The sequence below is a fragment of the Streptomyces geranii genome, from assembly GCF_002954775.1.
Classification (GTDB): Bacteria; Actinomycetota; Actinomycetes; order Streptomycetales; family Streptomycetaceae; genus Streptomyces; species Streptomyces geranii.
This window is the reverse complement of the sequence record NZ_PJME01000004.1, coordinates 249431-271621: the sequence shown is the minus strand read 5'-3', so window position 1 is coordinate 271621 and position 22191 is coordinate 249431. Positions and strand designations below refer to the sequence as shown.

General features: G+C 72.0%; 17 protein-coding genes. 8 read left to right on the top strand and 9 right to left on the bottom strand.

All coding sequences use genetic code 11. The features are described from left to right. Window positions 1-6: 6 nt before the first annotated feature. From CW359_RS08235 to CW359_RS08205, 7 genes are all read right to left on the bottom strand, one after another. A complete protein-coding gene (locus CW359_RS08235) occupies window positions 7-807 on the bottom strand; it encodes a GntR family transcriptional regulator (protein WP_105969107.1) in 801 nt (266 codons plus the stop codon). Beyond that, on the bottom strand, window positions 797-1828 hold the full coding sequence (locus tag CW359_RS08230; RefSeq protein ID WP_105969106.1) for a phosphotransferase enzyme family protein: 1032 nt from the start codon (window positions 1826-1828) through the stop codon (window positions 797-799). The genes CW359_RS08235 and CW359_RS08230 overlap by 11 nt, the downstream gene beginning before the upstream one ends. Continuing rightward, window positions 1821-3086 (bottom strand): class-III pyridoxal-phosphate-dependent aminotransferase, encoded by a 1266-nt coding sequence (locus tag CW359_RS08225; RefSeq protein WP_232838291.1) that lies wholly within the window; start codon window positions 3084-3086, stop codon window positions 1821-1823. Before CW359_RS08225 ends, CW359_RS08230 begins: the two co-directional genes overlap by 8 nt. Before the next feature lie 157 nt (window positions 3087-3243). After that, window positions 3244-4233 carry a sugar-binding transcriptional regulator gene (locus CW359_RS08220; protein ID WP_105969105.1) on the bottom strand — a complete coding sequence of 330 codons (990 nt, stop codon included), beginning with the start codon at window positions 4231-4233 and terminating at the stop codon, window positions 3244-3246. A 10-nt stretch (window positions 4234-4243) separates the two neighbouring features. Further along, window positions 4244-5836 carry an FGGY-family carbohydrate kinase gene (locus tag CW359_RS08215; RefSeq protein WP_105969104.1) on the bottom strand — a complete coding sequence of 531 codons (1593 nt, stop codon included), beginning with the start codon at window positions 5834-5836 and terminating at the stop codon, window positions 4244-4246. Then, window positions 5833-6840 carry a transketolase family protein gene (locus tag CW359_RS08210; RefSeq protein ID WP_232838290.1) on the bottom strand — a complete coding sequence of 336 codons (1008 nt, stop codon included), beginning with the start codon at window positions 6838-6840 and terminating at the stop codon, window positions 5833-5835. Before CW359_RS08210 ends, CW359_RS08215 begins: the two co-directional genes overlap by 4 nt. Beyond that, the gene (locus CW359_RS08205; RefSeq protein WP_105969103.1) at window positions 6837-7718 is read right to left on the bottom strand and encodes a transketolase; all 882 of its coding nucleotides are present in this window, start codon (window positions 7716-7718) and stop codon (window positions 6837-6839) included. The genes CW359_RS08210 and CW359_RS08205 overlap by 4 nt, the downstream gene beginning before the upstream one ends. Before the next feature lie 223 nt (window positions 7719-7941). On the opposite strand from CW359_RS08205, the gene CW359_RS08200 reads away from it, so the two are divergent. The 8 genes from CW359_RS08200 (at window position 7942) to CW359_RS08160 (ending at window position 20812) form a co-directional block, all read left to right on the top strand. Further along, window positions 7942-8925 carry a sugar phosphate isomerase/epimerase family protein gene (locus tag CW359_RS08200; protein WP_198655131.1) on the top strand — a complete coding sequence of 328 codons (984 nt, stop codon included), beginning with the start codon at window positions 7942-7944 and terminating at the stop codon, window positions 8923-8925. Between the two features lie 24 nt (window positions 8926-8949). Further along, window positions 8950-10710: a DUF5605 domain-containing protein gene (locus CW359_RS08195; RefSeq protein WP_105969102.1), complete on the top strand. Its 1761-nt coding sequence runs from the start codon at window positions 8950-8952 to the stop codon at window positions 10708-10710. A gap of 168 nt (window positions 10711-10878) precedes the next feature. Further along, on the top strand, window positions 10879-12405 hold the full coding sequence (locus CW359_RS08190; protein WP_105969101.1) for an ABC transporter substrate-binding protein: 1527 nt from the start codon (window positions 10879-10881) through the stop codon (window positions 12403-12405). A 46-nt stretch (window positions 12406-12451) separates the two neighbouring features. Further along, window positions 12452-13393 (top strand): ABC transporter permease, encoded by a 942-nt coding sequence (locus CW359_RS08185; protein ID WP_105969100.1) that lies wholly within the window; start codon window positions 12452-12454, stop codon window positions 13391-13393. Then, on the top strand, window positions 13390-15645 hold the full coding sequence (locus CW359_RS46320) for a dipeptide/oligopeptide/nickel ABC transporter permease/ATP-binding protein (protein ID WP_232838289.1): 2256 nt from the start codon (window positions 13390-13392) through the stop codon (window positions 15643-15645). Before CW359_RS08185 ends, CW359_RS46320 begins: the two co-directional genes overlap by 4 nt. Beyond that, on the top strand, window positions 15642-16604 hold the full coding sequence (locus CW359_RS08170) for an ATP-binding cassette domain-containing protein (RefSeq protein WP_105969099.1): 963 nt from the start codon (window positions 15642-15644) through the stop codon (window positions 16602-16604). Before CW359_RS46320 ends, CW359_RS08170 begins: the two co-directional genes overlap by 4 nt. Beyond that, the gene (locus tag CW359_RS08165; RefSeq protein WP_232838288.1) at window positions 16601-18124 is read left to right on the top strand and encodes a glycoside hydrolase family 43 protein; all 1524 of its coding nucleotides are present in this window, start codon (window positions 16601-16603) and stop codon (window positions 18122-18124) included. The genes CW359_RS08170 and CW359_RS08165 overlap by 4 nt, the downstream gene beginning before the upstream one ends. A gap of 57 nt (window positions 18125-18181) precedes the next feature. Next, window positions 18182-20812 carry an alpha-L-rhamnosidase gene (locus CW359_RS08160; RefSeq protein WP_105969098.1) on the top strand — a complete coding sequence of 877 codons (2631 nt, stop codon included), beginning with the start codon at window positions 18182-18184 and terminating at the stop codon, window positions 20810-20812. A gap of 2 nt (window positions 20813-20814) precedes the next feature. Here CW359_RS08160 and CW359_RS08155 read toward each other — a convergent pair whose 3' ends face one another. Together CW359_RS08155 and CW359_RS08150 are read right to left on the bottom strand one after the other, a co-directional pair. Beyond that, the gene (locus tag CW359_RS08155) at window positions 20815-21417 is read right to left on the bottom strand and encodes a TetR/AcrR family transcriptional regulator (protein WP_232838287.1); all 603 of its coding nucleotides are present in this window, start codon (window positions 21415-21417) and stop codon (window positions 20815-20817) included. A gap of 138 nt (window positions 21418-21555) precedes the next feature. Next, complete coding sequence (locus tag CW359_RS08150) at window positions 21556-22191, bottom strand: CoA transferase subunit B (RefSeq protein WP_105969096.1); 636 nt, start codon at window positions 22189-22191, stop codon at window positions 21556-21558.

The following is a 22191-nucleotide window of genomic DNA, read 5'->3' as shown; positions in this document are numbered from 1 at the left end:
GGGCCGTCACCCGGCGCCGTGCGTCGAGGAGACGTGGAGTTCGGTGCGGTCGGCCCGGAAGAGGTCGTGGGAGAACTCCAGGGGCTCGCCGTACTGGTCGTGGGAGACGCGCGTGATCGCCAGCAGCGGCTGGCCCACGGACACGTCCAGGTGGTGCGTGTGGTGGTCCTCGGCGAGGCGGACCCGGATGCGTTCGCGGACCTCGGCGGCCGTGACGCCGTAGCGGTCGCGCAGGAGTTGGGACAGGGAGCCGGTCAGGTCCAGGTCGAGGAGGCCGGGGAAGCGCCGCGCGGGCACGAACAGGCGTTCCCACGACAGGGGGACGCCGTCCGCGAACCGCACCCGCTCGATCGCCAGTGCCTCGGAGCCGGGCGGCAGGCCCAGCGCGGTACGCACCTCGGTGCCGGCCCGCCGCTGCTCGGCGGACAGGACGCGGGTCGCGACCTCGAAGTGCTGGTGCCGCAGCAGTTCGGGGACGTTCACGTCGACGCCCGGTTGCCGGGCCACCACCCGCCGGTCGCCGTCCGCGAGGCGACTCCAGCCGTAGACGGGCCAGTTCGGGTTGGCGTGCAGGGCGAAGGTCCCGCCGCCCCGGCCGCGCACCCGGCGCACCTCGCCCTGGCTTTCGAGCCGTTGCAGGGCCCGCCGGACCGACTCCCGGCTCGCGCCGAAGAGTTGGGACAGCCGGCGTTCGGTGGGCAGCCGTCCGCCCATCCGGACCTCGCCGCGTCCGATCATGGCGAGCACACCCTCCGCGATCCGCCCGGCGGCCGGTCCGAGCGGGGTGTCGGCGGGTTCAGCGGCCATGGCGTACGGCGGTGAGGTAGCCGTCGGCCAGGTAGCCGCGGGCCAGTTCCACCGTCTGGGCGGCGAACGCGGGCCGGAGCGAGGCGGCGAAGGGGGTGTCCCCGCGCTTGTGGACCCAGGCGACGAGCATCAGCCGGCGCAGCATCACCAGGGCGGGCACGGCCCGTACGTCCTCATCGCGCAACGATCGCCGTGACTCGTAGCCGCGCAGCCAGGCGGCCACCCAGCCCGCCGCCCGCGGATCGTGCTCGGCGAACGACAGGGCGCAGGCCAGGTCGTAGAGGAACCAGCCGGTGCCGCAGTCGTCGAAGTCGATGAGCCGGACCGCGTCGGGGGCGACGAGCAGGTTGGCGGCGCGCAGGTCGCCGTGGATGAGGCCGAAGACGGCCGCGCCGGTGCCGTAGGTGGTGAGTTCGCGGGTGAGTTTCGCCTCCGCCCGCTCCAGGACCTGGATGCCGCCGGAGGTCAGCGCCACGTCCGGGTTGTCCCGCCAGCGGCCCCAGAGGGAGGCGGCGCCGATCAGGTTGTCGAGGTCCCAGTCGGGCCGGGTGAAGCCGTCGGGGCGTCGCCACTCCAGCGCGTGGGTGTGCAGGGCGGCGGTCTCCCGGCCCACCAGTTCCATCACGTCCGTGAAGTCCGTGGTGTCGGGTTCGGCGCCGGGCGCGAATTCGAACAGGGCCGCGTGCTGGACCGTACCGTCCGCGCCGGGGAAGCTCGCGGCCCGTTCGCCGGACGGGGTCGGCAGCACGGCGGGGGTGGCGACCGCGCCGTCCGCCCGCAGCCGTTCGATCCACATCAGCTCGCTGCGGATCTGCGGGAGGGTGCGGAACCCGGGCCGGTGCAGGCGCAGGACGAGCGGTTCGGGGGTGTCGGTGAAGGTGCAGAGGTAGGTGGCGTTCTCGGAGAGGCTCAGCAGCCGGGCTTCGGCCAGGGTGCCGGCCCGGCCGTAGGCGGTGAGGGCGGCGCCGACCTGGCGGTCCCAGGTGAGGCCGGGGTGGGTGGTGGCGAGGGTGTCAGTCATGGGCGGCGGCCACCTTCCGTACGGCGAGCCGCAGTCGGCCGAGGATCTCGGCGGTCTCCTGCTCGGTGAGCAGCAGTCCCGGCTTGAACTGGAGGACGGCCGGGTCGAGCGTCGAGAAGATCGCCCAGACGCCCTGCCGGTACAGCTCGGTCATCACCGGCTTGGCGCCGGTGGCGCCGAATTCCAGGCCGATGACCAGGCCCTTCTGCCGGATGCCGGTGAGCGCGTGCGGGAGGTCGGCGCGCAGTTCGGCGAGTCCGGCCGCGACTTGGTCGACGCGCAGGCGGACGTTCTCGCGGGTGTCGGCCCGCCCGGTGATCTCCAGGACCCGGTCGGCGACGGCGCAGCCGAGTTCGGCGCCGCCGAAGGTGGCCATGTGGGCGAAGCCGTCCTGGTCCAGCCAGCCGCTCGCCGCCGGGCCGAGCAGGGCGGCGCTGATCGGGTAGAGGCCGCCGCCGAGCCCCTTGCCGGTGACGAGGATGTCGGGGACGACGCCTTCGCCGTGGATGCCCCACAGGTCGCCGGTCCTGCCCAGGCCGGTCTGCACCTCGTCCGCGATGTAGAGGGTGCCGGTGGCCTCGCAGGCCTGTTTGACGCCGGCCAGGTAGCCGGGCTCGGGCATCGGGAAGCCGTAGGTGGCCGGGACGGTCTCCATGATCACCGCCGCGATGTCGTGCCCGGCGAGCGCGGCCGTCATCGCGGCGAGGTCGTTGAAGGGCACCTGCACGAACTCGGCGGGGCTGTCCGACCCGAACAACCGGGAGAACCGGGAGTCGCCCGCGGCCACCGCCAGCCCCGTGTGCCCGTGGTAGGCCTTGACGACCGACACGATCCCGCGCCGCCCGGTGGCGTACCGCGCGCTCTTCAGCGCCACGTCGACGGCCTCGCCGCCGCTGGACCCGAAGACCACCTTGTCGGCGCCGGGCGTCGCCTCGACGAGCCGCCGGGCCAGGGCGGCGCGGCCGGGGGTGGGGAAGTGGTGGTTGCCGATGTCGAGATGGCGCAGCGCGTGGGTGAGCGTGGCCACCAGTTCCTGGTTGCGGTGGCCGAGGTTGTAGGTGCCGCCGTTGAGGTGGACGTCGATCACCTCGTGGCCGTCGACGTCCGTCAGCCGGTATCCGGACCGTTCCCCGATGACGAGCGGTACGCCCTCGTCCTGCCAGAACTCCGTCTTGCCGGGGTTCCAGTACCGCCGCGCGTCCGCGAGGACCTCGGCCTTGGTCGCATATCCGTACATGGACAACTGCTCGGTCCCCAACGCGCGGCCTCCTCGCTGTCCCGGCGGAGACTTCCCGCCGGCGGCTCGTGAAGGCTCCACGATCGGCCGGGCGCGTTGCCTCCCCGTTCGGAGGCTGGTTCGGGGGCGTAACGCTTGAGGTCCGGTTGTGGTCCGGTGCCCACCGGGCGGGCGGGGGTCAGGACTCGTCGAGCAGCCGACGCGCCGTCTTGATGTCCGTCACCAGTGCGGTGATCCATTTGCCGCGCACCGCGCCCCGTACGGCGGTGTACTTGTGGTCGCCGCCCGCCACGGCGATCCGGCGCGGAACGCTGCGGAGCTGGTCCACGGAGACCCCGATGGTCCGCTCGCCCAGGCCCGCGTCGACATGGACGCCGTCCTCGTCGAAGAAGCGCTGGCAGATGTCGCCCACCGCGCCGAGCTGGCGCAGCCGGGTGATCTCGGCCTCGGCGACCGCGTTGCCGCTCAGCTGGAGCAGGGGGGACGGCCGGAGGCTGCCGATGCCGACCAGGACGGCGGTCAGCCGGTCCCAGGCCTGGCCCACTTCGAGCACCGCCGGGTCGTGGAGGAGTGACAGGCGGGCCTGCGCCGAGCCGACCAGCCCCGGGGCCCGGACGAACAGCGGTCCCGCGCCTATGAGTTCGGCGAGCCGGGCGGTGAGCCGGGTCGCCTGCACCTGGCCCTGCGGGTCTCCCATGCCCCCCATCAGCTGTACGACCTTCTCGGCGCCCTGCATGCGGGAGGGCTGCATCGCCTCGACGGCCGCGAGCAGGGTCTCGCTCCAGGTGGAGACGCCGACCACGTCACCCGGCCGGAAGGCGGCGTCCAGATAGGTGGCGGCTGCCGAGCCCAGTGCCCGCAGCAGGGTGCGCGGGTGGTCGGGCAGGTCGTCGCTGTCGACGATGACCACGTCGGTGATCTCGTAGCGCGCGGCGAGCGCGTCCTCCAGTTCGCTGTGGATGCCCGGCGGCGACACGACGATCGTACGGACGACCCCCCGCTCGGCCGCATGGCGCAGCAGTCGGGACACGCCTGCCTGGGAGAGGCCGAGAGCCTTGGCGATCTCGGCCTGCCGCAGCCCGCGCTCGTGGTACATGCGCGCTACGCGGACGATCAGCCTGAGCTTGTCGGCAGACTCGTGGCTGCTCAGGTCGGCATGCTGGAACACAGGACGCACCCTACTGGGCCCGGCGCCGGGAGTCGCGGTGCTCATCCTCTACGGCCACCCGCGCGCGGGACGCCGTGGCACTCCCGGGGTCCGTGCCGACACCCTCGGAGTCCGTCGTGAGGCTCCCTGGGGCCGTACCGGCGTCGGCGCGCGCTCTGGCCACCGCCTCGTGCCAGGCGCCCAGTGCGCGCTCGCGCTCGTCGTCGGGCCGTCGTGGGCGGTACACCTCCTCGCCCCGGGGCAGACCGGCGAGCCGGGTCTTGGTGAACATGCCGAGGGCGCAGCCCGCCATGTGTGCCGTGCCCAGTGCGGACAGGTCGCGGTTGCGGGGTCGGCGGACGATACGTCCGGAGGTGTCGGCCTGGAGCTGCATGAGGGCGGCGTTGTCGGTGGCGCCGCCGTCCGCGAGCAGCGCGGTGACGCGGCCGGTCGCGGAGTCGAGCCCGGCCACCACGTCCTCGATCTGGAAGGCGACGGACTCCAGGGCGGCCCGCGCCAGTTCGGGCACGCCCGTCGCGAAGGTGAGCCCGGAGAGGAGGCCGGTGGCGTCGTTGTCCCACCAGGGGGCGGCCAGTCCCCCGAAGGCCGGGACCAGGTGCACGCCCGCCGAGTCGGGTGCCGCGAGACCGGCCAGTTCCGCCTCGCCGAGCCGGAGCAGTCCGGCAAGCCAGCGCACGGTGGCGCCGGAGGAGCGGATGTTGCCCTCCAGGGCGTAGGCGGGCGTCCCGTCGTCCCAGGCCAGGGTGAGACAGAGCGGGGAGCCCTCGGCGCGCTCGGGCCCGGGGATCAGGCCCATGACCGACGATCCGGTGCCGTAGGTGACCTTGACGCTGCCGGGGACGAAGACGCCGTGCCCGAACAGGGCGGCGTGCGAGTCGCCGAGCACGGACAGGACCGGGGTGCCGTCGGGGAGGGGCGGGACATCGCGTACGGCGGGGAAGGGGCCCGTCGACGCGGTGATCCTGGGCAGTGTCCCGGCGGGGATGCCGAAGACGTCGAGGAGCCGTTCGTCCCAGTCGCGGCGGCGGACGTCGAGGAGCTGGGTGCGGGCGGCGTTGCCCAGTTCGATCAGGTGCTCCCAGCCGCCGCCCAGGCGCCACAGCAGCCAGGAGTCGACCGTGCCGAGGCACAGCTCGCCGCGCCGGGAGCGGGTGCGGTCCGGGTCGTGGGTGTCGAGCAGCCACTGGGCCTTGAGCGCGCTGAACATCGGGTCCAGGGGCAGCCCGGTGGTGCGGCGGACGTCCGCGTCGAGGCCGTCGGCGAGGAGGGTGGCGCAGCGGTCGGCCGTACGCCGGTCCTGCCAGCCGATGACCGGGCCGAGGGGGCGTCCGGTGGCGCGTTCCCAGAGGAGACAGGACTCGCGCTGGTTGGAGAGGCCGATTCCGGCGACCCGGCTCGGGTCCTGTCCGGCCAGGCACTTCGCCACGGCCTCCAGGACGCTGTCCCAGATGTCCTCGGCCGACTGCTGGGCCCAGCCGGGGCGCGGGTGGTCGATGGCGAGCTGGGCTGACGCCGAGGCGACGACGGCACCGGACGCGTCCACGAGGAGCGCCTTGGTGGCGGAGGTGCCCTGGTCGACGGCGAGCAGCAGCGGCTGGTTCATGACGTCGAGGATGGCAGGCCGAGGACGTCGCGGGCGGCGGCGTGGACGCCGTCGGCGGTGAGTCCGAAGTGTTCCAGGAGCCCTTCGGGGCTGCCGGTCGGGGCGAATCCGGTGACGCCCAGCAGTCTCAGCGGGACCGGACGGTGCCGTCCCGTGAGCGAGGCCACGGCGGCGCCCAGACCGCCGCTGAGGGTGGCCTCCTCGGCGACGACCAGGCCCTGGGTCTCCTCGGCGGCCCGCTGGATCTCGGCGGTGTCGAGCGGATCGACGAAGGGGACGTTGAGGACGCGCGCGGAGACGCCCTCGGCGGCGAGCCGCTCGGCTGCGGTCAGGGCGCGGGAGACGAGCGTGCCGATGGCGACGAGGGTGACGTCGTCGCCCTCCCGCAGCACCTGGGCGCGGCCGTGCTCGAAGGGGGCGTCGGGCGGGGTGACGTCGGGGACCTTGAAGCGCGGGATGCGCAGATAGCTGGGGCCTTCGTGGGCGTACGCCCAGCGCAGGGCGGCCCGGGTCTGGGCGCGGTCGGCGGGGACGACGACGGTGAGGCCGGCCACGGCACGCAGCCAGGACAGGTCCTCGACGGAGTGATGGGTGGGGCCGAGTTCGCCGTACGCCATGCCGGGGCTCTGGCCGCAGAGGATCACCCGGAAGCCGCTGTAGGCGCAGTCGGCCTTGATCTGCTCCAGGGCCCGTCCGGTGAGGAAGGGTCCGGCGGCGGAGACGAAGGGGACGAGGCCCGCGTTGGCGAGGCCCGCGCCGACGCCGACCATGTTCTGTTCGGCGATGCCGACGTTGATCAGCCGGTCGGGGAACTCCTCGCGGAAGCCGACGAGGTTGCTGGAGCCCACGGAGTCGTTGCAGACGACGACCACGCGTTCGTCCTCGCGGGCGAGGGCGGCCAGCTCCTCGGCGAAGACCGTGCGGCAGTCGTACACCGGGGCATCGGGGCCCGGCGCAGGGGTCACCGGGGCGTCGGTGCGGGCCGGGGTGCGGGTCTCGGTCAACGGGTCAGCTCCTCGATGGCGGCGTGCACCTGGTCCGGGGTGGGCACCTTGTGGTGCCACTCGACGCGGTCCTCGATGAACGAGACGCCCTTGCCCTTGACGGTGTGGGCGATGACGGCGACCGGCCGGCCGGTGGTGGAGGGGGCGAAGGCGTCGAGCAGGGCGCCGTGGTCGTGTCCGTCGCTCTCGCGGACCTCCCAGCCGAACGCGGCGAATTTGTCGGCCAGCGGGTCGAGCCGGACCGTGTCCTCGGTACGGGCGCCCTGCTGGAGCCGGTTGCGGTCGACGACGGCGCAGAGCCGGTCCAGGCCGTGGTGGCTCGCGGACATCGCGGCCTCCCAGTTGCTGCCCTCCTGGAGTTCGCCGTCGCCGAGGACCACGAAGGTACGGGCGCCGTCGCCGCGCAGCCGGGCGCCGAGGGCGCAGCCGACGGCGACCGGGAAGCCGTGGCCGAGGGGGCCGGTGTTGGTCTCGACGCCGGGGACCTTCTGGCGGTTGGGGTGGCCGTTGAGGGCGGAGTACGGGGCCATGTAGGTGGCCAGCTCGGCCGCCGGGAAGTATCCGCAGCGGGCCAGGGTGGCGTACAGGGCGGCGGCGCAGTGGCCCTTGCTGAGGATCAGCCGGTCCCGGCCGGGTGCCCTCGGGTGTTCGGGGTCGACGTCGAGGACGGCGCCGAAGAGGGTCACGAGGATGTCGGTCACCGAGAGGTCACCGCCGATGTGACCCATCCGGGCCCGGCTGATCATGTCGACGATCGTCAGACGGACTTCGGTGGACAGGGTCCGCAACAGGCGCACCGCTTCCGGGGGTTCCGCGGCGCGGACGGCCCGGCGCAGTGCGTGATGGTCCGCCGCGGTGGAGTGATCGACAGCGAGCATATGAATATCCATTCAGCACTTTAATTTCTACTCGCCGCGATGATGCGCCTCGCCACCCGAGGCCGTCAAGGGGTCGAACGCAAGGGTGGAATGAGCACATTGAGCACGCACGGTCCGCCCGATATTCATAGCTACGCCACTCTTGACACCGGCGGTCGGCAGATTTTACGGTCCCGGCCATCAAAGGTAACATTGCGTGAATAAATATTCAGAAGGAGTTGTTGTGGCTCCCCATCCGGCTCCCCGCACCTTCACCGGTGGCATGTGGACCTTCGGCCGCATCATCGACCGGTACGCGACGGACGGCTACGGCCCCGTCGTCCCCACACTGGAAACCATCGAACTGGCCGCCCGTTCCGGCGAACTGGTCGGCCTGGACCTCAACTACCCCTTCGACCAGGGGACGACGGTCGACGACGTGGGCAAGTCCCTCACGGCACACGGCCTGTCGGCGGTCTGCGTCACCCCCGTGATCTACGACCGCGGCTTCCGCAGCGGCTCGTTCACCGCGCCGGACGCCGCAACCCGCACCCGGGCGCTGGACCTGGCACACGAGTCGGTGGAGGCGGCCCGCCAACTGGGCGCGGGCTACGTGAAGTTCTGGCCCGGCCAGGACGGCTACGACTACCCCTTCCAGGTCGACTACGCGACCCTGCGCCGCCACGCGATCGAGGGCATCCGGGACGTGGCACGGGCCTTCCCGGACGTCACCTTCGCCATCGAGTACAAGCTCAAGGAGCCCCGCAACCGGCTCTTCTGGTCCACCGCCGCCGCGAGCCTGCTCGCCATCGAGCAGATGGGCGTGGACAACGTCGGCCTGGTCGTCGACTTCGGCCACTCCCTCTTCGCCAAGGAGAACCCGGCCGAGGCGCTCACCCTGGCCCACTCCATGGGCCGGCTGGTCGACATCGAGCTGGACGACAACTACCGCGAGTGGGACGACGACCTGACGGCCGGCGCGCTGCACCTCGTGGAAACGCTCGAATTCCTGCACGTGGTACGGGAGATCGGCTGGGAGAAGCCGCTGAAGCTGGACCTGTTCCCCTACCGGGAGGACGCGGGCGAGGCGGTTCGGGAGTCGGTGGCGACCCTGCGGGCGCTGGAGGCCAAGGCCGAGTTGCTGCCCCTGGACGCGCTGCGCGCCGCCCAGGCCGCCCACGACGCGATGGCCGTCCAGCGGATCGTCCGTACGGCACTGCTCGGTTAGAACCACACATCCAGGAGTGCAGCAATGCCCTACGGTCCCTCCTCCCTCCTCGGAGAGGTCCTGCGGAACAAGCAGGCCGAAGCCGTCGTACGCAAACACCTCAGCGGAATCGTCAACGCGCCCCTGGAGATCCAGCTCCGGTACGCCCCGCTGGAGCAGGTGACCGGCTTCCTGGAGTCGATGCGGGCCGACCCCGCCGCCCGTGACGCCTTCTACGCGGAGCTGGCCGCCGTCGACGAGTCCGCCGCCGAGCCGCCCCACCCGGCCGAGCAGCGGGTCACCCCGTCCCCCGACTACGAGCCGGCGGACGTACAGGTGGGCAGCGCCCGGCTGGTGGTTGCCGGGACGGCCACCCGCTGGAGCACCTTCGAGCTGGAACTCCACGGGCCCTCGCACGGCAACCCCTTCACGGACGTCGAGCTGCGCGTCGAGTTCCGGCACGGCGACCGCGTCCTGACCGCCCACGGCTTCTACGACGGCGACGGCGTCCACCGGGTCCGGTTCCTGCCCGACGAGGAGGGCGACTGGTCGTTCCGTACGACCAGCAACGCCCGCTCGCTGGACGCGGTCGAGGGCGCCTTCGCCTGCGGACCGGCCACCGCCGGGGCCCACGGCCCGGTGCGCGTGCACGGCACCTTCCACTTCCGGCACGCCGACGGCACCCGCCATCTGCCGGTCGGCACCACCGCGTACGCCTGGACCCACCAGGGCGACAAGCTGGAGGAACAGACCCTGCGGAGTCTGGCCGACAGCCCCTTCAACAAGGTGCGGATGTGCGTCTTCCCCAAGGCCTACCTCCACAACACCAACGAGCCGCCGCTCTACCCGTTCGAGGGCTCGCCCGAGGAGGGCTGGGACTTCCGGCGGCCCGTGCCCGCGTACTTCCGGCACCTTGAGCAGCGCATCGCCCAGCTCGGCGAACTGGGCATCGAGTCCGACCTGATCCTCTTCCACCCGTACGACCGCTGGGGCTTCTCCGACATGGGGCCCGTCGCCGACGAGCGCTATCTGCGGTACGTGGTGTCCCGGCTGGCGGCGTACCCCAACGTGTGGTGGTCGCTGGCCAACGAGTACGACCTGATGTGGGCCAAGGACTCCGGCCACTGGGCCCGCTCCGCCGCGACCGTGCGGGAGTGCGATCCGCACGGTCATCTGCTCGGGGTCCACAACTGCCGGGAGTTCTGGGACAACAGTGTCGACTGGGTGACCCACTCCAGCGTGCAGCGCGTCGACGTCTACCGCACCGCCGAGAACACCGATGAATGGCGCACCCGTTGGGGCAAGCCCGTGGTGATCGACGAGGTCGGCTACGAGGGCGACATCGACCAGGGCTGGGGCAACCTCACCCCCCAGGAACTGGTCCGGCGCTTCTGGGAGGCCACGGTGCGCGGCGGATACGTCACCCACGGCGAGACCTACCTCTCCGACGACGACGTCCTGTGGTGGTCGAAGGGCGGCGAGCTGAAGGGCGAGAGCCCGGCCCGTATCGCCTTCCTGCGGGACATCCTCGAAGAGACCCCGGGCGACGGCATCGACCCGCTGCCCACGGACTGGGACGTGCCGGCCGGCGGCATCGAGGATCGCTACCGCCTCGTCTACTTCGGCTTCATGCAGCCCCGGCACCGCACCTTCGCGCTGACCCCGGGCGTGCGCTACGAGGCCGAGGTCATCGACACCTGGAACATGACCGTCACCCGGCTCCCGGGCACGTACGAGGGCGCTTTCACCCTGCCGCTGCCCGCCCGCCCGTACATCGCGGTCCGCCTCCGGGCGACCGAGGGGTGACGAGCAGTGACCGAGGAGTGAGACACCGATGAGAACACGCGCCCCGCCCCTGCCCCCGCCCCACCTCGCTCCCCCAGCAACGCACCTCCCCCCTCCTCCCTCCCCCCTTCTCCATCAGTCACCGCGGGCGGTTCTGCCTCGCCGCCCTCCACGAACGCGGAGCTACCCATGCGAAGAATGACGCTGACGGCCGTGGCGGTCGCCCTGGCCCTGGGCGCGACTGCCTGCGGATCCGGATCGGACAGCGGCAGCGGAGGTGCCACCGGGGGCACGCTGACCCTGGCGCCCCTCGTCCAGGCCCAGCCCTGGGACCTGGCCGACGCCGGGCTCGGCAACAACACGCAGTACTACCAGCCCGTCTACGACTCCCTGTTCCGGATCTCCCCGACCGCCGAGGTCAAGCCCAACCTGGCCACCAAGTGGTCGTACGACGCCACCAACACCAAGCTGACCGTCACGCTGCGCACCGGGGTGAAGTTCACCGACGGCACCGCGCTGGACGCCGCCGCGGTCAAGGCGAACCTGCTGCACACCAAGGACGGCACCAACGAGGCCGCGGGCCAGCTCAAGGGCATCAGCGGGGTGGACGTGACCGACGCGTCCACGTTCACGATCAACCTCTCGGCTCCCGACCCCTCCCTGCTGGCGAACCTGGGCAACGTGGCCGGCATGATCGCCAGCCCCAAGGCCATCACCGCCGGGACGCTGAAGTCGGGGCCGGTCGGTTCGGGCCCGTACACGCTGGACAAGTCGGCGACCACCACGGGCAGCACGTACACCTTCGTGCGCAACCCCGGTTACTGGAACAAGGCCGCGTTCCCCTACGACAAGATCGTCCTCAAGCCCCTGACCGACCCCACCGCCGTCCTCAACGCGCTGCGCTCGGGACAGATCAACGGCGCGGTGCTGACCAACGCCAAGAACGTCGCGCCGGCCAAGAGCAGCGGGCTGACGATCACCAAGTACACCTCCGGCGACGTCGAGGGCCTGTACATCTGGGACCGGGCGGGCAAGCAGGTCAAGGCACTTGGCGATGTCCGGGTCCGGCAGGCGCTGAACTACGCCTTCGACCGGGAGACCATCGTCAAGACCGCCAAGGGCGGTCTGGGCCAGGCGACGACCCAGATCTTCAACCCGGCCGGCTCGGCCTTCGAGAAGTCGCTGGACTCGAAGTACACCTACGACCCGGCCAAGGCGAAGCAGCTGCTCGCGGAGGCGGGTTACGCGAACGGCTTCAGCGTCACCATGCCGGACTTCTCCGCGGTATTCCCCGACCAACAGGCCGCCATGACCCAGCAGTTGGCGGACATCGGGGTCAAGGTCAAGCTGGACAAGGTGCCGACCGACCAGGTCCTCACCAAGCTGCTGGCCGGCAAGTACCCCATGTCGTACATGGTGCTGGCCTCCTTCCGCCCCTGGGACACCATCCAGCTCCAGGTGGCCAAGGCCTCGCTGTGGAACCCGCTGCACACCGACGACCCGAAGCTGGAGGCCCTGATCGGGAAGGCGCAGGCGGCCACCGGGGCGGCGCAGGACTCGCTGTTCAAGGAGATCAACACCTACCTCGTCGACCAGGCCTGGAACGCGCCCTGGGACTCGGTGCAGAACAACTACGCGACGAGCAAGAACGTCACCTTCACCCCGCAGCAGTTCGCCGCCGTGCCGCCGATCTACAACTTCAAGCCCGCCGGCTGACCCGGCCGGCCAGGGGGAGAAGCAGGAAGGAAAGGAGGAGAGACCAGTGATCGTTTTCGTGGCCCGGCGCGTCGCCGCCGGACTGGCGCTGGTCGTGGTGATCGCGACCACGACGTTCGCGCTGATGGGCCTCACCGGTTCCGACCCGGCGCGGCAGATCGTGGGACAGACCGCGACCAAGGAGCAGGTGGCCGCGAAGTCCGCCGAGCTGGGGCTCGACCAGCCCATGGTCGAGCGCTACTGGCACTGGCTGACGGACGCGGTGCAGGGCAATCTCGGCACCTCGTGGTTCAGCGGGGAGTCGGTGACGGACTCGCTCGCCAACCGGCTGCCGGTCACGCTGTCGATCGTGCTGGCCGCGCTGCTGCTGTCCGCGGTGCTGAGCACCCTGCTCGGGGTCGCCGCCGCGGTCCGCCGGGGCGCGCTGGACCAACTGGTGCAGCTGCTCGCCGTGGTGGGCTTCGCCGTACCGAGTTTCCTGGTCGCCCTGGTCCTCGCCGTGGTCATCGGCGTCGACCTGGGCTGGCTGCCCGCGACCGGCTACATCCCTCTGGCGGACTCGGCGAGCGGCTGGCTCAAGTCGATCACCCTGCCCGCGCTGTCGCTCGCCGTCGGGGCGATCGCCGCCACCGCCCAGCAGGTACGCGGCTCCATGGTGGACGTTCTGCGCGCGGATTACGTCCGTACCCTGCGCGCCCGTGGCATCAGCGAGCGCAGCCTGCTGTTCCGGCACGCGCTGCGGAACGCGGCCCCGGCCGCGCTGACCGTGCTGGCCCTGCAGTTCATCGGCCTGGTCGGCGGCGCGGTGGTCGTCGAGAAGGTGTTCGGTCTCAACGGGATCGGCAGTCAGGCGACCAGCGCGGGCTCCCAGGGCGACACCCCCGTCGTCATGGGCGTGGTCGTGGTCATGGTCGCCATCGTCGTCGTGGTCAACATCGCGCTCGATGTGGCGTACGGCTGGCTCAACCCGAAGGTGCGTGTCGGATGACCCTCCCCCAGTCCGAGGCGGACCTGACCGCCGTCGCCACGGCCACCCCGGTACGGGCGGGCCTGGTACGCCGGCTGCTGCGCAACCCCGTGGCGGTCGCCTGCCTGGTGATCCTCGCGGTCATCACGCTGGCGAGCGTCTTCGCACCGCTGCTGACCAGCCAGGACCCGGCCCGCTCCTCCCTCACCGAAACGCTCGCCCCGGCCGGCGGCAAGCATCTGCTGGGCGGCGACGGCGTAGGCCGCGACGTCCTGGCCCGCCTCCTCTACGGCGGACGCACCAGCCTCCTGGGAGCCCTGATCGCGGTGTCGGTCGCCCTGGTGATAGGCGTCCCCGCCGGTCTGGTGGCCGGCTACTACCGCCGGTGGTTCGACGCCGTCGGCAGCTGGCTGGCCAACCTGCTGATGGCGGTGCCGGCGATCGTCGTCCTGCTGGTCGTGATGTCGGCGATCGGCCAGAACACCTACGTCGGCATGGCGGTCTTCGGCGTCCTCCTGTCACCGGGAGTGTTCCGGCTGATCCGCGCGTCGGTCATCTCGGTGCGCGAGGAGCTGTACGTGGACGCGGCCCGCGTCTCCGGCCTGACCGACGGCCGGATCGTACGCCGCCACATCCTCCCCGTCGTGCAGGCGCCGACGATCATCCAGGCCGCCCAGATGCTCGGGCTCGCCATCGTCATCCAGTCCGGCCTGGAGTTCCTCGGCCTGGGCTCGGCGAGCGAGGCCAGCTGGGGCTCGATGCTCAACGACGCCTTCGCGAACATCTACACGAAACCGATCCTGCTCCTGTGGCCCGGCGCCGCCCTCGCCCTGACGGTCGCCGCGTTCTGCCTGCTGGGCAACGCGCTACGGGACGCACTGGACGCGAGCGCGAACACCACCCGCCGCTCCCGCCGAACAACCCGCAAGCGCAAGCCGACGGCGGCACGGACGGTCGCCCAGGAGACGCCCGGAACGGACACGGACTCGGACTCGGACTCGGACTCGGGAACGGGAACGGGAACGGGAACGGGATCCGGTACGGAGACTCGGGCCGGCTCCGAAGCAGCCTCCCCAACGGATTCGGCACCGGAGACCGGGACGAATCCCCAGGCAACCTCGACGCCGACCCCCGGACCGAACAACGGACCGAGGTCCGGGACAGACACGGCGACGGCGGGCTCCGAGCCGCACACAGGGCCGGACTCCACGCCCCAGCCAGACGCCGGGCCGGACGCACGAACAATCTCCACGGCGGACGCCGGAACGAAGTCCGTGGCGGACACCGGTCCGGACGCCGAGCAGCAGCCCCGGACAGACTCCCGGCCGGACGCCGGGACAGCCACCGGTACAGGCACCGAGACCGGCTCCATGGCCGGTGCCCGACCGGGCTCCCGGACCGCCACCGACGCCCTGCTCGTCCTCGACGGGCTGACCGTCTCCTATCCGGCCGCCGGCGGTGAGAAGACCGTCGTCGACGGGGTCTCGCTGACCGTGCGGCGGGGGGAAGTCCTCGGGCTGGTCGGGGAGTCGGGGTCCGGGAAGAGCCAGACCGCCTTCGCCGTTCTCGGGTTGCTGCCGCCGGAGGCCCAGGTCTCCACCGGGCGGCTGGTGTTCGAAGGCACCGACCTCGCCCGTCTCGGCCGCGCCGAGATGAACCGGCTGCGCGGTCGCCGGATCGCGTACGTGCCGCAGGAGCCGATGTCCAACCTCGACCCCTCCTTCCGTATCGGGTCGCAGCTGGTCGAGCCGGTCCGGCGACACCTCGGGCTGTCGCGGGCGGCGGCCAAGGCCAAGACCCTGGGGCTGCTGGAGCGGGTAGGTATCGCCGACCCGGAGCGCGTGTTCGCCTCGTATCCGCACCAGATCTCCGGCGGTATGGCCCAGCGCGTCCTGATCGCCGGGGCGGTGTCCTGCGACCCCGACCTGCTGATCGCCGACGAGCCGACCACGGCACTGGACGTGACCGTGCAGGCCGAGGTGCTGGACCTGATGCGGTCGCTGCAGCGTGAACGGAACATGGGCATGGTCCTGGTGACCCACGACTTCGGGGTGGTGGCCGACATCTGCGACCGGGTCTCGGTGATGCAGACCGGCGCCGTGGTGGAGTCGGCGCCCGCGTCCGAACTGTTCGCCGCGCCGCAACACCCGTACACCCGCATGCTCCTGGCGTCGACGCTGGAGGACGCCGAGCCACGACCCGCACCCGGCCGCACCCCCGCGACCACCACCGCGGGCTCCACGAACACCGCACATCAGGAGGGCCGGGCATGACCGGGACACTGGACAAGGACCGGCCCGCGCCGACCCCCGCGCCCGCCTCGGCGGAGCCCTTGCTGGTCGCCGACCAGGTGGTCGTGGAGTACCCGGCGAAGGGCTGGCGCAAGGCGCCGTTCAGGGCGCTGAAGGGCGTGTCGATCACGATCGGCGCCGGTGAGACCCTCGGGCTGGTCGGCGAGTCCGGGTCCGGCAAGACGACCCTGGGCCGCGCCATCCTGGGCCTCGCCCCGGTCACCTCCGGGAGTGTGCGGTACGGCGGCCGGGTCATCTCCGGCCTCGACAAGAAGCAGCGCCGGGCGCTCAGCAGCGAGATCCAGGTCGTGTTCCAGGACCCGTACACCTCCCTGAACCCGGCGATGACGGTGACCGACATCCTCAGCGAGCCGCTGATGGTCGCGGGGACCTCGCGTACGGAGGCCGAGCGGCGGGTGAAGGACCTGCTGGACCAGGTGCGGCTGCCCGCCGACGCCGGTCAGCGGCTGCCCCGGGAGTTCTCCGGCGGCCAGCGCCAGCGCGTCGCCATCGCCCGGGCGCTCTCCCGGGACCCGCGGATCGTGGTCTGCGACGAACCGGTCAGCGCGCTCGACCTGTCGACCCAGGCCCGGGTGCTGGACCTGTTCGTCGAGATCCAGGAACGCACCGGCGTCGCCTATCTGTTCGTCACCCACGACCTCTCCGTCGTACGGCACATCAGTCACCGGGTGGCGGTCATGTACCGGGGCGAGATCGTCGAGACCGGCGACGCGGCCACCGTCACCAGCACTCCCGAACACCCCTACACGCAGCGCCTGTTGCTCGCCGCGCCGGTACCGGACCCGGAACGGCAGGCGGCCCGCAGGGCCGAACGGCGCCGACTCGCCGAAGCCGGCGAACCGGTCGACGACTCCGTCGGCTCCGTCACCGATTCCGTCGGCTCCGTCGACACCACCGGAGCGAAGGGCGACCCGGCATGACAGCGATACCCCTGCCCAACCCCACCGTCCCTGGCTTCCACCCGGACCCCAGCGTCACCCGGGCCGGCGACGACTACTACCTCGTCTGCTCCAGCTTCGAGTACCTGCCCGGCCTGCCCGTCTTCCACAGCCGCGACCTCGCGCACTGGACGCAGATCGGCAACGCCCTGGACCGCCCCGGCCAGCTCGCCCTGGCGAAGATACCCACGCTGGGCGGCGCCTGGGCGCCCACCATCCGCCACCATGACGGCCGCTTCTGGCTGGTCGTCACCGAGGCCATGGGACGCGGGAGCCTGCTCTTCACGGCCGACCGCGCCGAGGGCCCCTGGTCCGACGGCATCGTCATGCAGGGCGTGTCCGGCATCGACCCGGACATCGCCTGGGACGCCGACGGCACCTGCTACGTCACCTACTCCGGCCTACGCCTCGACGGTGACAGCCCCGGCGACCACCTGGGCATCCAGCAGGTCCGGATAGACCCCGAGACCGGCCGGGCCCTCGAAGAGCCCCGGTCGCTGTGGTCGGGGACGGGACTGATGTTCCCCGAGGCCCCGCACCTCTACGAGATCGACGACACCTGGTATCTGCTGATCGCCGAGGGCGGCACCGAACGCGGGCACGCCGTCAGCATCGCCCGCTCCACCCGCCCCGACGGCCCCTTCGAGGGCTGCCCCGCCAACCCGGTCCTCAGCGCCCGCAGCACCGACCGCCCGATCCAGAACACCGGCCACGCCGACCTCGTACGGACACCCGACGGCGGCTGGGCGATGGTCATGCTGGGCATGCGGCCACGCGGGCTGACCCGGGCCTTCTCCCCCATGGGCCGCGAGACGTTCAGCGCCCCGGTGGAGTGGGTCTACGGCTGGCCGGTGATCCGGCCGGTCGAGCCGAGCCCGCCCGGCCCCCCGGTCGAACACACCGACGACTTCACCGCCCCCTCCCTCGCCCCGGAATGGCTCTCGGTGCGCACCCCGGCCGCCGACTGGTCCTCGCTCACCGAACGCCCCGGGCGGCTGGTCGTGCACGCCGACGGCTCCACCATGGACGACCCGTGCCCCCGTTTCGTCGGCCGCCGCCAGCAGCACCAGGCCGCCGAGTTCTCGGTACGGGTGGACTGCTCGGGCGGGATCGGCGGGCTCAGCCTGCGCATCGACGAACTCCACCACTACGACATCGAGGTGGGCGCCGGTGTCGCCCGGGCGCGGGCCCGGGTGGGCGGGATCGGCCAGAACTGGGAACACCCGCTCCCGACGACGGCAACGACAACCGGCGAGGTGACGGTACGGATCGAGACCGAGCCGCTCGGCGGGACAGGGCCCGACGCCCTCGGCCCCGACCTGGTCCGGCTCTCCTTCGAGACGGACGCGGGCCGGGTGGAACTGGCCGCGCTGGACGGCCGCTACGTCTCGGCGGAGACCGCCGCCGCCTTCACCGGCCGGGTCGTCGGGATGTACGCCACCGAAGGCTCCGTCGCCTTCGACCGGTTCCGCTACCGGGGTGAGGACCCGCCACCACGCTGAGGATCGGTACGCCCACGTCACCCATGACCGCCTTGCCCCGCCCCGGAGTTGACCACCGTGCGCCTCACCGTCACACCGCCCGTCTTCGAGCATCACCGTGAGCCCCTGGGCATCGGCGAGCCCGCGCCCAGGCTGAGCTGGCGGACGCTCACCGACGCGCCCGACTGGCGGCAGGCCGCCCACCAGGTGGAGATCAGCGCCGCCGACGGCACCGTCACCGCCGACACCGGGCGGGTCGAGTCCGGCGAGTCGGTCCTGGTGCCGTGGCCCGGCGGGCCCCTCCGCTCCCGTGAACGGGCGGGCGTACGAGTGCGGGTGTGGGGCGAGGGCGACACCGAGCCCTCGCCCTGGTCGCCGGTCGCCCACGTCGAGGCCGGTCTCCTGGACCCCGCCGACTGGACGGCCCGCCCCGTCACGCCCGACCTCGGCCCCGCCGCCGGGAAGCCGCTGCCCGCCGCACTGCTGCGCCGCGACCTCAACCTCACCGGCCCGGTCGCCTCGGCCCGGCTGTACATCACCGCGTACGGCGTCTACTCGGCCGAGATCAACGGACGGCCGGTGGGCGACCACGTCCTGTCCCCCGGCTGGACCTCCTACCGACACCGCCTGCGCTACCAGACGTTCGACGTCACCTCCCTCCTCCACCCCGGCTCGAACACCCTCGGCGCGCTGCTCGGCGAGGGCTGGTACACCGGACGCCTCGGCTTCGGCGGCGGCCGACGCGACCTCTACGGCGAACAGCGGGCGCTGCTCGCCCAGTTGGAGGTCGTGTACGCCGACGGGACCACGGCCACCGTCGGCACCGACGAACGGTGGAGCACGGCAACCGGGGCACTCCTGCGCTCGGAGATCTACGACGGCGAGGCGTACGACGCCCGGTTGGGGCGCGCGGGCTGGTCCGCGCCGGGACACGACTCGGCCGGCTGGCTCCCTGTTCGTGAACTCCCGCCTCCCGCAGCCGAGTTGGTGGCGCCGACGGGTCCGCCGGTCCGACGCGTCCAGACCCTCGCCCCGGTCGGGGTGCTCACCACGCCCTCCGGGCGGACCGTCCTGGACTTCGGCCAGAACCTGGTCGGACGGCTGCGCATCCGGGTCTCCGGCCCGGCCGGGCACACGGTGACCCTGCGGCACGCGGAGGTCCTGGAGGACGGGGAGTTGAGCACCCGGCCGTTGCGGTTCGCGCAGGCCACGGACAGCTACGTACTGCGCGGTGAGGGCGTGGAGACGTACGAGCCGCACTTCACCTTCCACGGCTTCCGCTACGCCGAAGTCGACGGCTGGCCCGGTGACTTGGACCCCGCCGACATCGAAGCCGTGGTGCTGCACACGGACATGGCCCGCACCGGCTGGTTCGAGTGCTCCGACCCGCTCGTGAACCGGCTGCACGAGAACGTCGTCTGGGGCATGCGCGGCAACTTCGTCGACGTGCCGACGGACTGCCCGCAGCGTGACGAACGCCTGGGCTGGACCGGCGATCTCCAGGTGTTCGGACCCACCGCGTCCTTCCTCCACGACTGCTCCGGCATGCTGACGGGCTGGCTGCGCGACCTGTCCGCCGAGCAGTCGGCCCGGCCGGACGGCACACCGCCCCTCGTCGTGCCGGACGTACTGCCGGACGTCTTCCCGGACTTCGGCCCGCAGGCGGTGTGGGCGGATGTCGCGGTGCAGCTGCCGTGGACGCTGTACCAGCGGTTCGGGGATCTGGAGCTGCTGCGCACGCAGTACCCGAGCATGCTGGCCTGGGGCGAGGCGACCGTCCGGCTCGTGGCGGCGGGCGGCGGGCTGTGGCGGCAGGAGTTCCAGCTCGGCGACTGGCTCGACCCGGCGGCGCCCCCGGACCGGCCGGGCGACGCGCGCACCGACGGCGACCTGGTGGCCAACGCGTATGTCGTCCGTACCGCCGAGGTGCTGGCCGACACCGCCGCGCTCCTCGGTCACGACGCCGACGAGACCCGTTTCCGGGAGCACGCACGGGCGGTGCGCGAGCGGTTCGCCGACCGGTTCGTGACGCCGGACGGCCTGCTGGCCTCCTACGCGCAGACCGCGTACGCCCTGGCGCTGTGCTTCTCGCTCCTGCCGACGGAGCGTCAACGGCGGGGCGCGGGTGAGCGGTTGGCGGCCATCGTGCGCCGGGCGTCCTTCCGGATCGCCACCGGCTTCACCGGTACGCCGCTGATCTGCGACGCCCTGTGCGCGGCGGGTGAGCCTCAGCTCGCCTACCGGATGCTGCTGGAGAAGGAGTGCCCGTCCTGGCTGTACCCGGTGACCATGGGCGCCACCACGGTCTGGGAGCGCTGGGACGCGATGCTGCCCGACGGCACGGTCAACCCGGGCGAGATGACGTCGTTCAACCACTACGCGCTGGGCGCCGTGGCCGACTGGCTGCACCGCACGGCGGCAGGCCTGGCCGCCGCCGAACCGGGCTGGCGGCGGCTGCGTATCGCCCCGGTGCCCGGCGGCGACCTGACCTGGGCGAAGGCGGCGCACGACACGCCGTACGGCAGGGCGGAGGCGGGCTGGCGCGTCGAGGAGGACGGGGAGGGAGCCGGCGGGCACACTCTCGTGGTCGAGGCGCTGATCCCGCCGAACACCCGCGCCGAGGTCCAACTGCCCGACGGCGAGGGTCCGTTGGAGATCGGCGCGGGCCGCCATACGTTCCGGCGCCCCTATCCGGTCACGGTGGTGTGAGGTCAGTGGCCGCCCGAACCCGTCGCGAGGAGTCCGTTGACCACCAGCGTCGCCAGCAGTTCCGCCGTGGCCGTGAGCTGCTCGGGCGATTCGGCCTCGGAGCGGCCCAGGCGCCGGGCCAGCGGGACCTCCAGCATTCCCGAGATGGGACCGAGGATCGCGAAGAACAGCACGTCCATCGGTACGGGGGCCATGCGGCCGGAGGCCACGAGGCGGTCGATGCTGGGCACCACGGTCTGCAGGGTCGGCCCGATGTAGCGCTCGTACACGTAGTCCAGGCGCTCGGTGTCGCGGGAGAACTCGTCGACGAAGATCCGCCCGAGCAGGGGTGTGTCCACCGAGGTCCGGTAGAGGCCGGTGATGAACTGCCGGAGCTGCTCGGCGTCGTCCGCCGAGGGGTCCACCGGCGGCATGCTCGACAGTTGCGCGCCCATCGCGGAGTCCACCACCGCGCGCCAGAACGCCGCCTTGGAGCCGTAGCGGTCGTTGATGAAGTTGTGGCTCACGCCGAGGCGGCGGGCCAGTTCGCGTGCGGAGGCCCGGTCGTAGCCGAGTTCGGCGAAGGCTTCGAGGCCCCGCAGCAGGATGTTCTGTTCCTTGGGCACGGCGGGGGTGTCCGCACCCGGGCGTCCCGGGCGTCGCACCGATTCGGCCTTCGCGCCGCCCATCCCTGCCTCCGCGTCTCCTCGGTCTCGCCCGCGCGCCTCGCGGTCCACGGACGTCCACACCTTACTTGACGCCCGTCAGACGGCCGCTTCCACGGGTGCCCCGGTGACCGCCCGGAGGTCGTCCAGGCCGACATCCGGGGCGAGTCGGCGTACGACGAGACCGTCGGGGGTGACGTCGAGGACCGCGAGGTCGGTGATGACGCGGTGCACGACGCCCAGTCCGGTCAGGGGGAGCGTGCACTTCTCGACGATCTTCGGCGAGCCGTCCCGCGCCACGTGATCGGTGAGCACGACCACCCGGCGGGTGCCGGCCACCAGGTCCATGGCGCCGCCCATGCCCTTGACGAAGCTGCCCGGGACCGTCCAGTTGGCGAGGTCCCCGGTAGCGGAGACCTGGAGCGCGCCCAGGACGGCGATGTCCACATGGCCGCCCCTGATCATCCCGAAGCTGGTCGCGGAGTCGAAGACCGAGGCCCCGGGCACGGCGGTGACCGTCTGCTTCCCGGCGTTGATCAGATCCGCGTCCTCCTCGCCGTCGTACGGGAAGGGCCCCATGCCGAGCAGGCCGTTCTCGCTCTGCAGCAGTACGTTCACGCCCTCGGGGAGGTGGTTGGCCACCAGTGTCGGAATGCCGATGCCGAGGTTGACGTAGTCGCCGTCCCTGAGTTCGCGCGCGGCGAGGGCCGCCATCTCGTCCCTGGTCCAGGGCAT

Coding starts and splice junctions, on each gene's coding strand:
- CW359_RS08235 (WP_105969107.1), bottom strand. CDS start 807: ATGGCCGCTGAACCCGCCGACACCCCGCTCGGACCGGCCGCCGGGCGG.
- CW359_RS08230 (WP_105969106.1), bottom strand. CDS start 1,828: ATGACTGACACCCTCGCCACCACCCACCCCGGCCTCACCTGGGACCGC.
- CW359_RS08215 (WP_105969104.1), bottom strand. CDS start 5,836: ATGAACCAGCCGCTGCTGCTCGCCGTCGACCAGGGCACCTCCGCCACC.
- CW359_RS08205 (WP_105969103.1), bottom strand. CDS start 7,718: ATGCTCGCTGTCGATCACTCCACCGCGGCGGACCATCACGCACTGCGC.
- CW359_RS08195 (WP_105969102.1), top strand. CDS start 8,950: ATGCCCTACGGTCCCTCCTCCCTCCTCGGAGAGGTCCTGCGGAACAAG.
- CW359_RS08190 (WP_105969101.1), top strand. CDS start 10,879: ATGCGAAGAATGACGCTGACGGCCGTGGCGGTCGCCCTGGCCCTGGGC.
- CW359_RS46320 (WP_232838289.1), top strand. CDS start 13,390: ATGACCCTCCCCCAGTCCGAGGCGGACCTGACCGCCGTCGCCACGGCC.
- CW359_RS08170 (WP_105969099.1), top strand. CDS start 15,642: ATGACCGGGACACTGGACAAGGACCGGCCCGCGCCGACCCCCGCGCCC.
- CW359_RS08165 (WP_232838288.1), top strand. CDS start 16,601: ATGACAGCGATACCCCTGCCCAACCCCACCGTCCCTGGCTTCCACCCG.
- CW359_RS08150 (WP_105969096.1), bottom strand. CDS start 22,191: ATGCCCTGGACCAGGGACGAGATGGCGGCCCTCGCCGCGCGCGAACTC.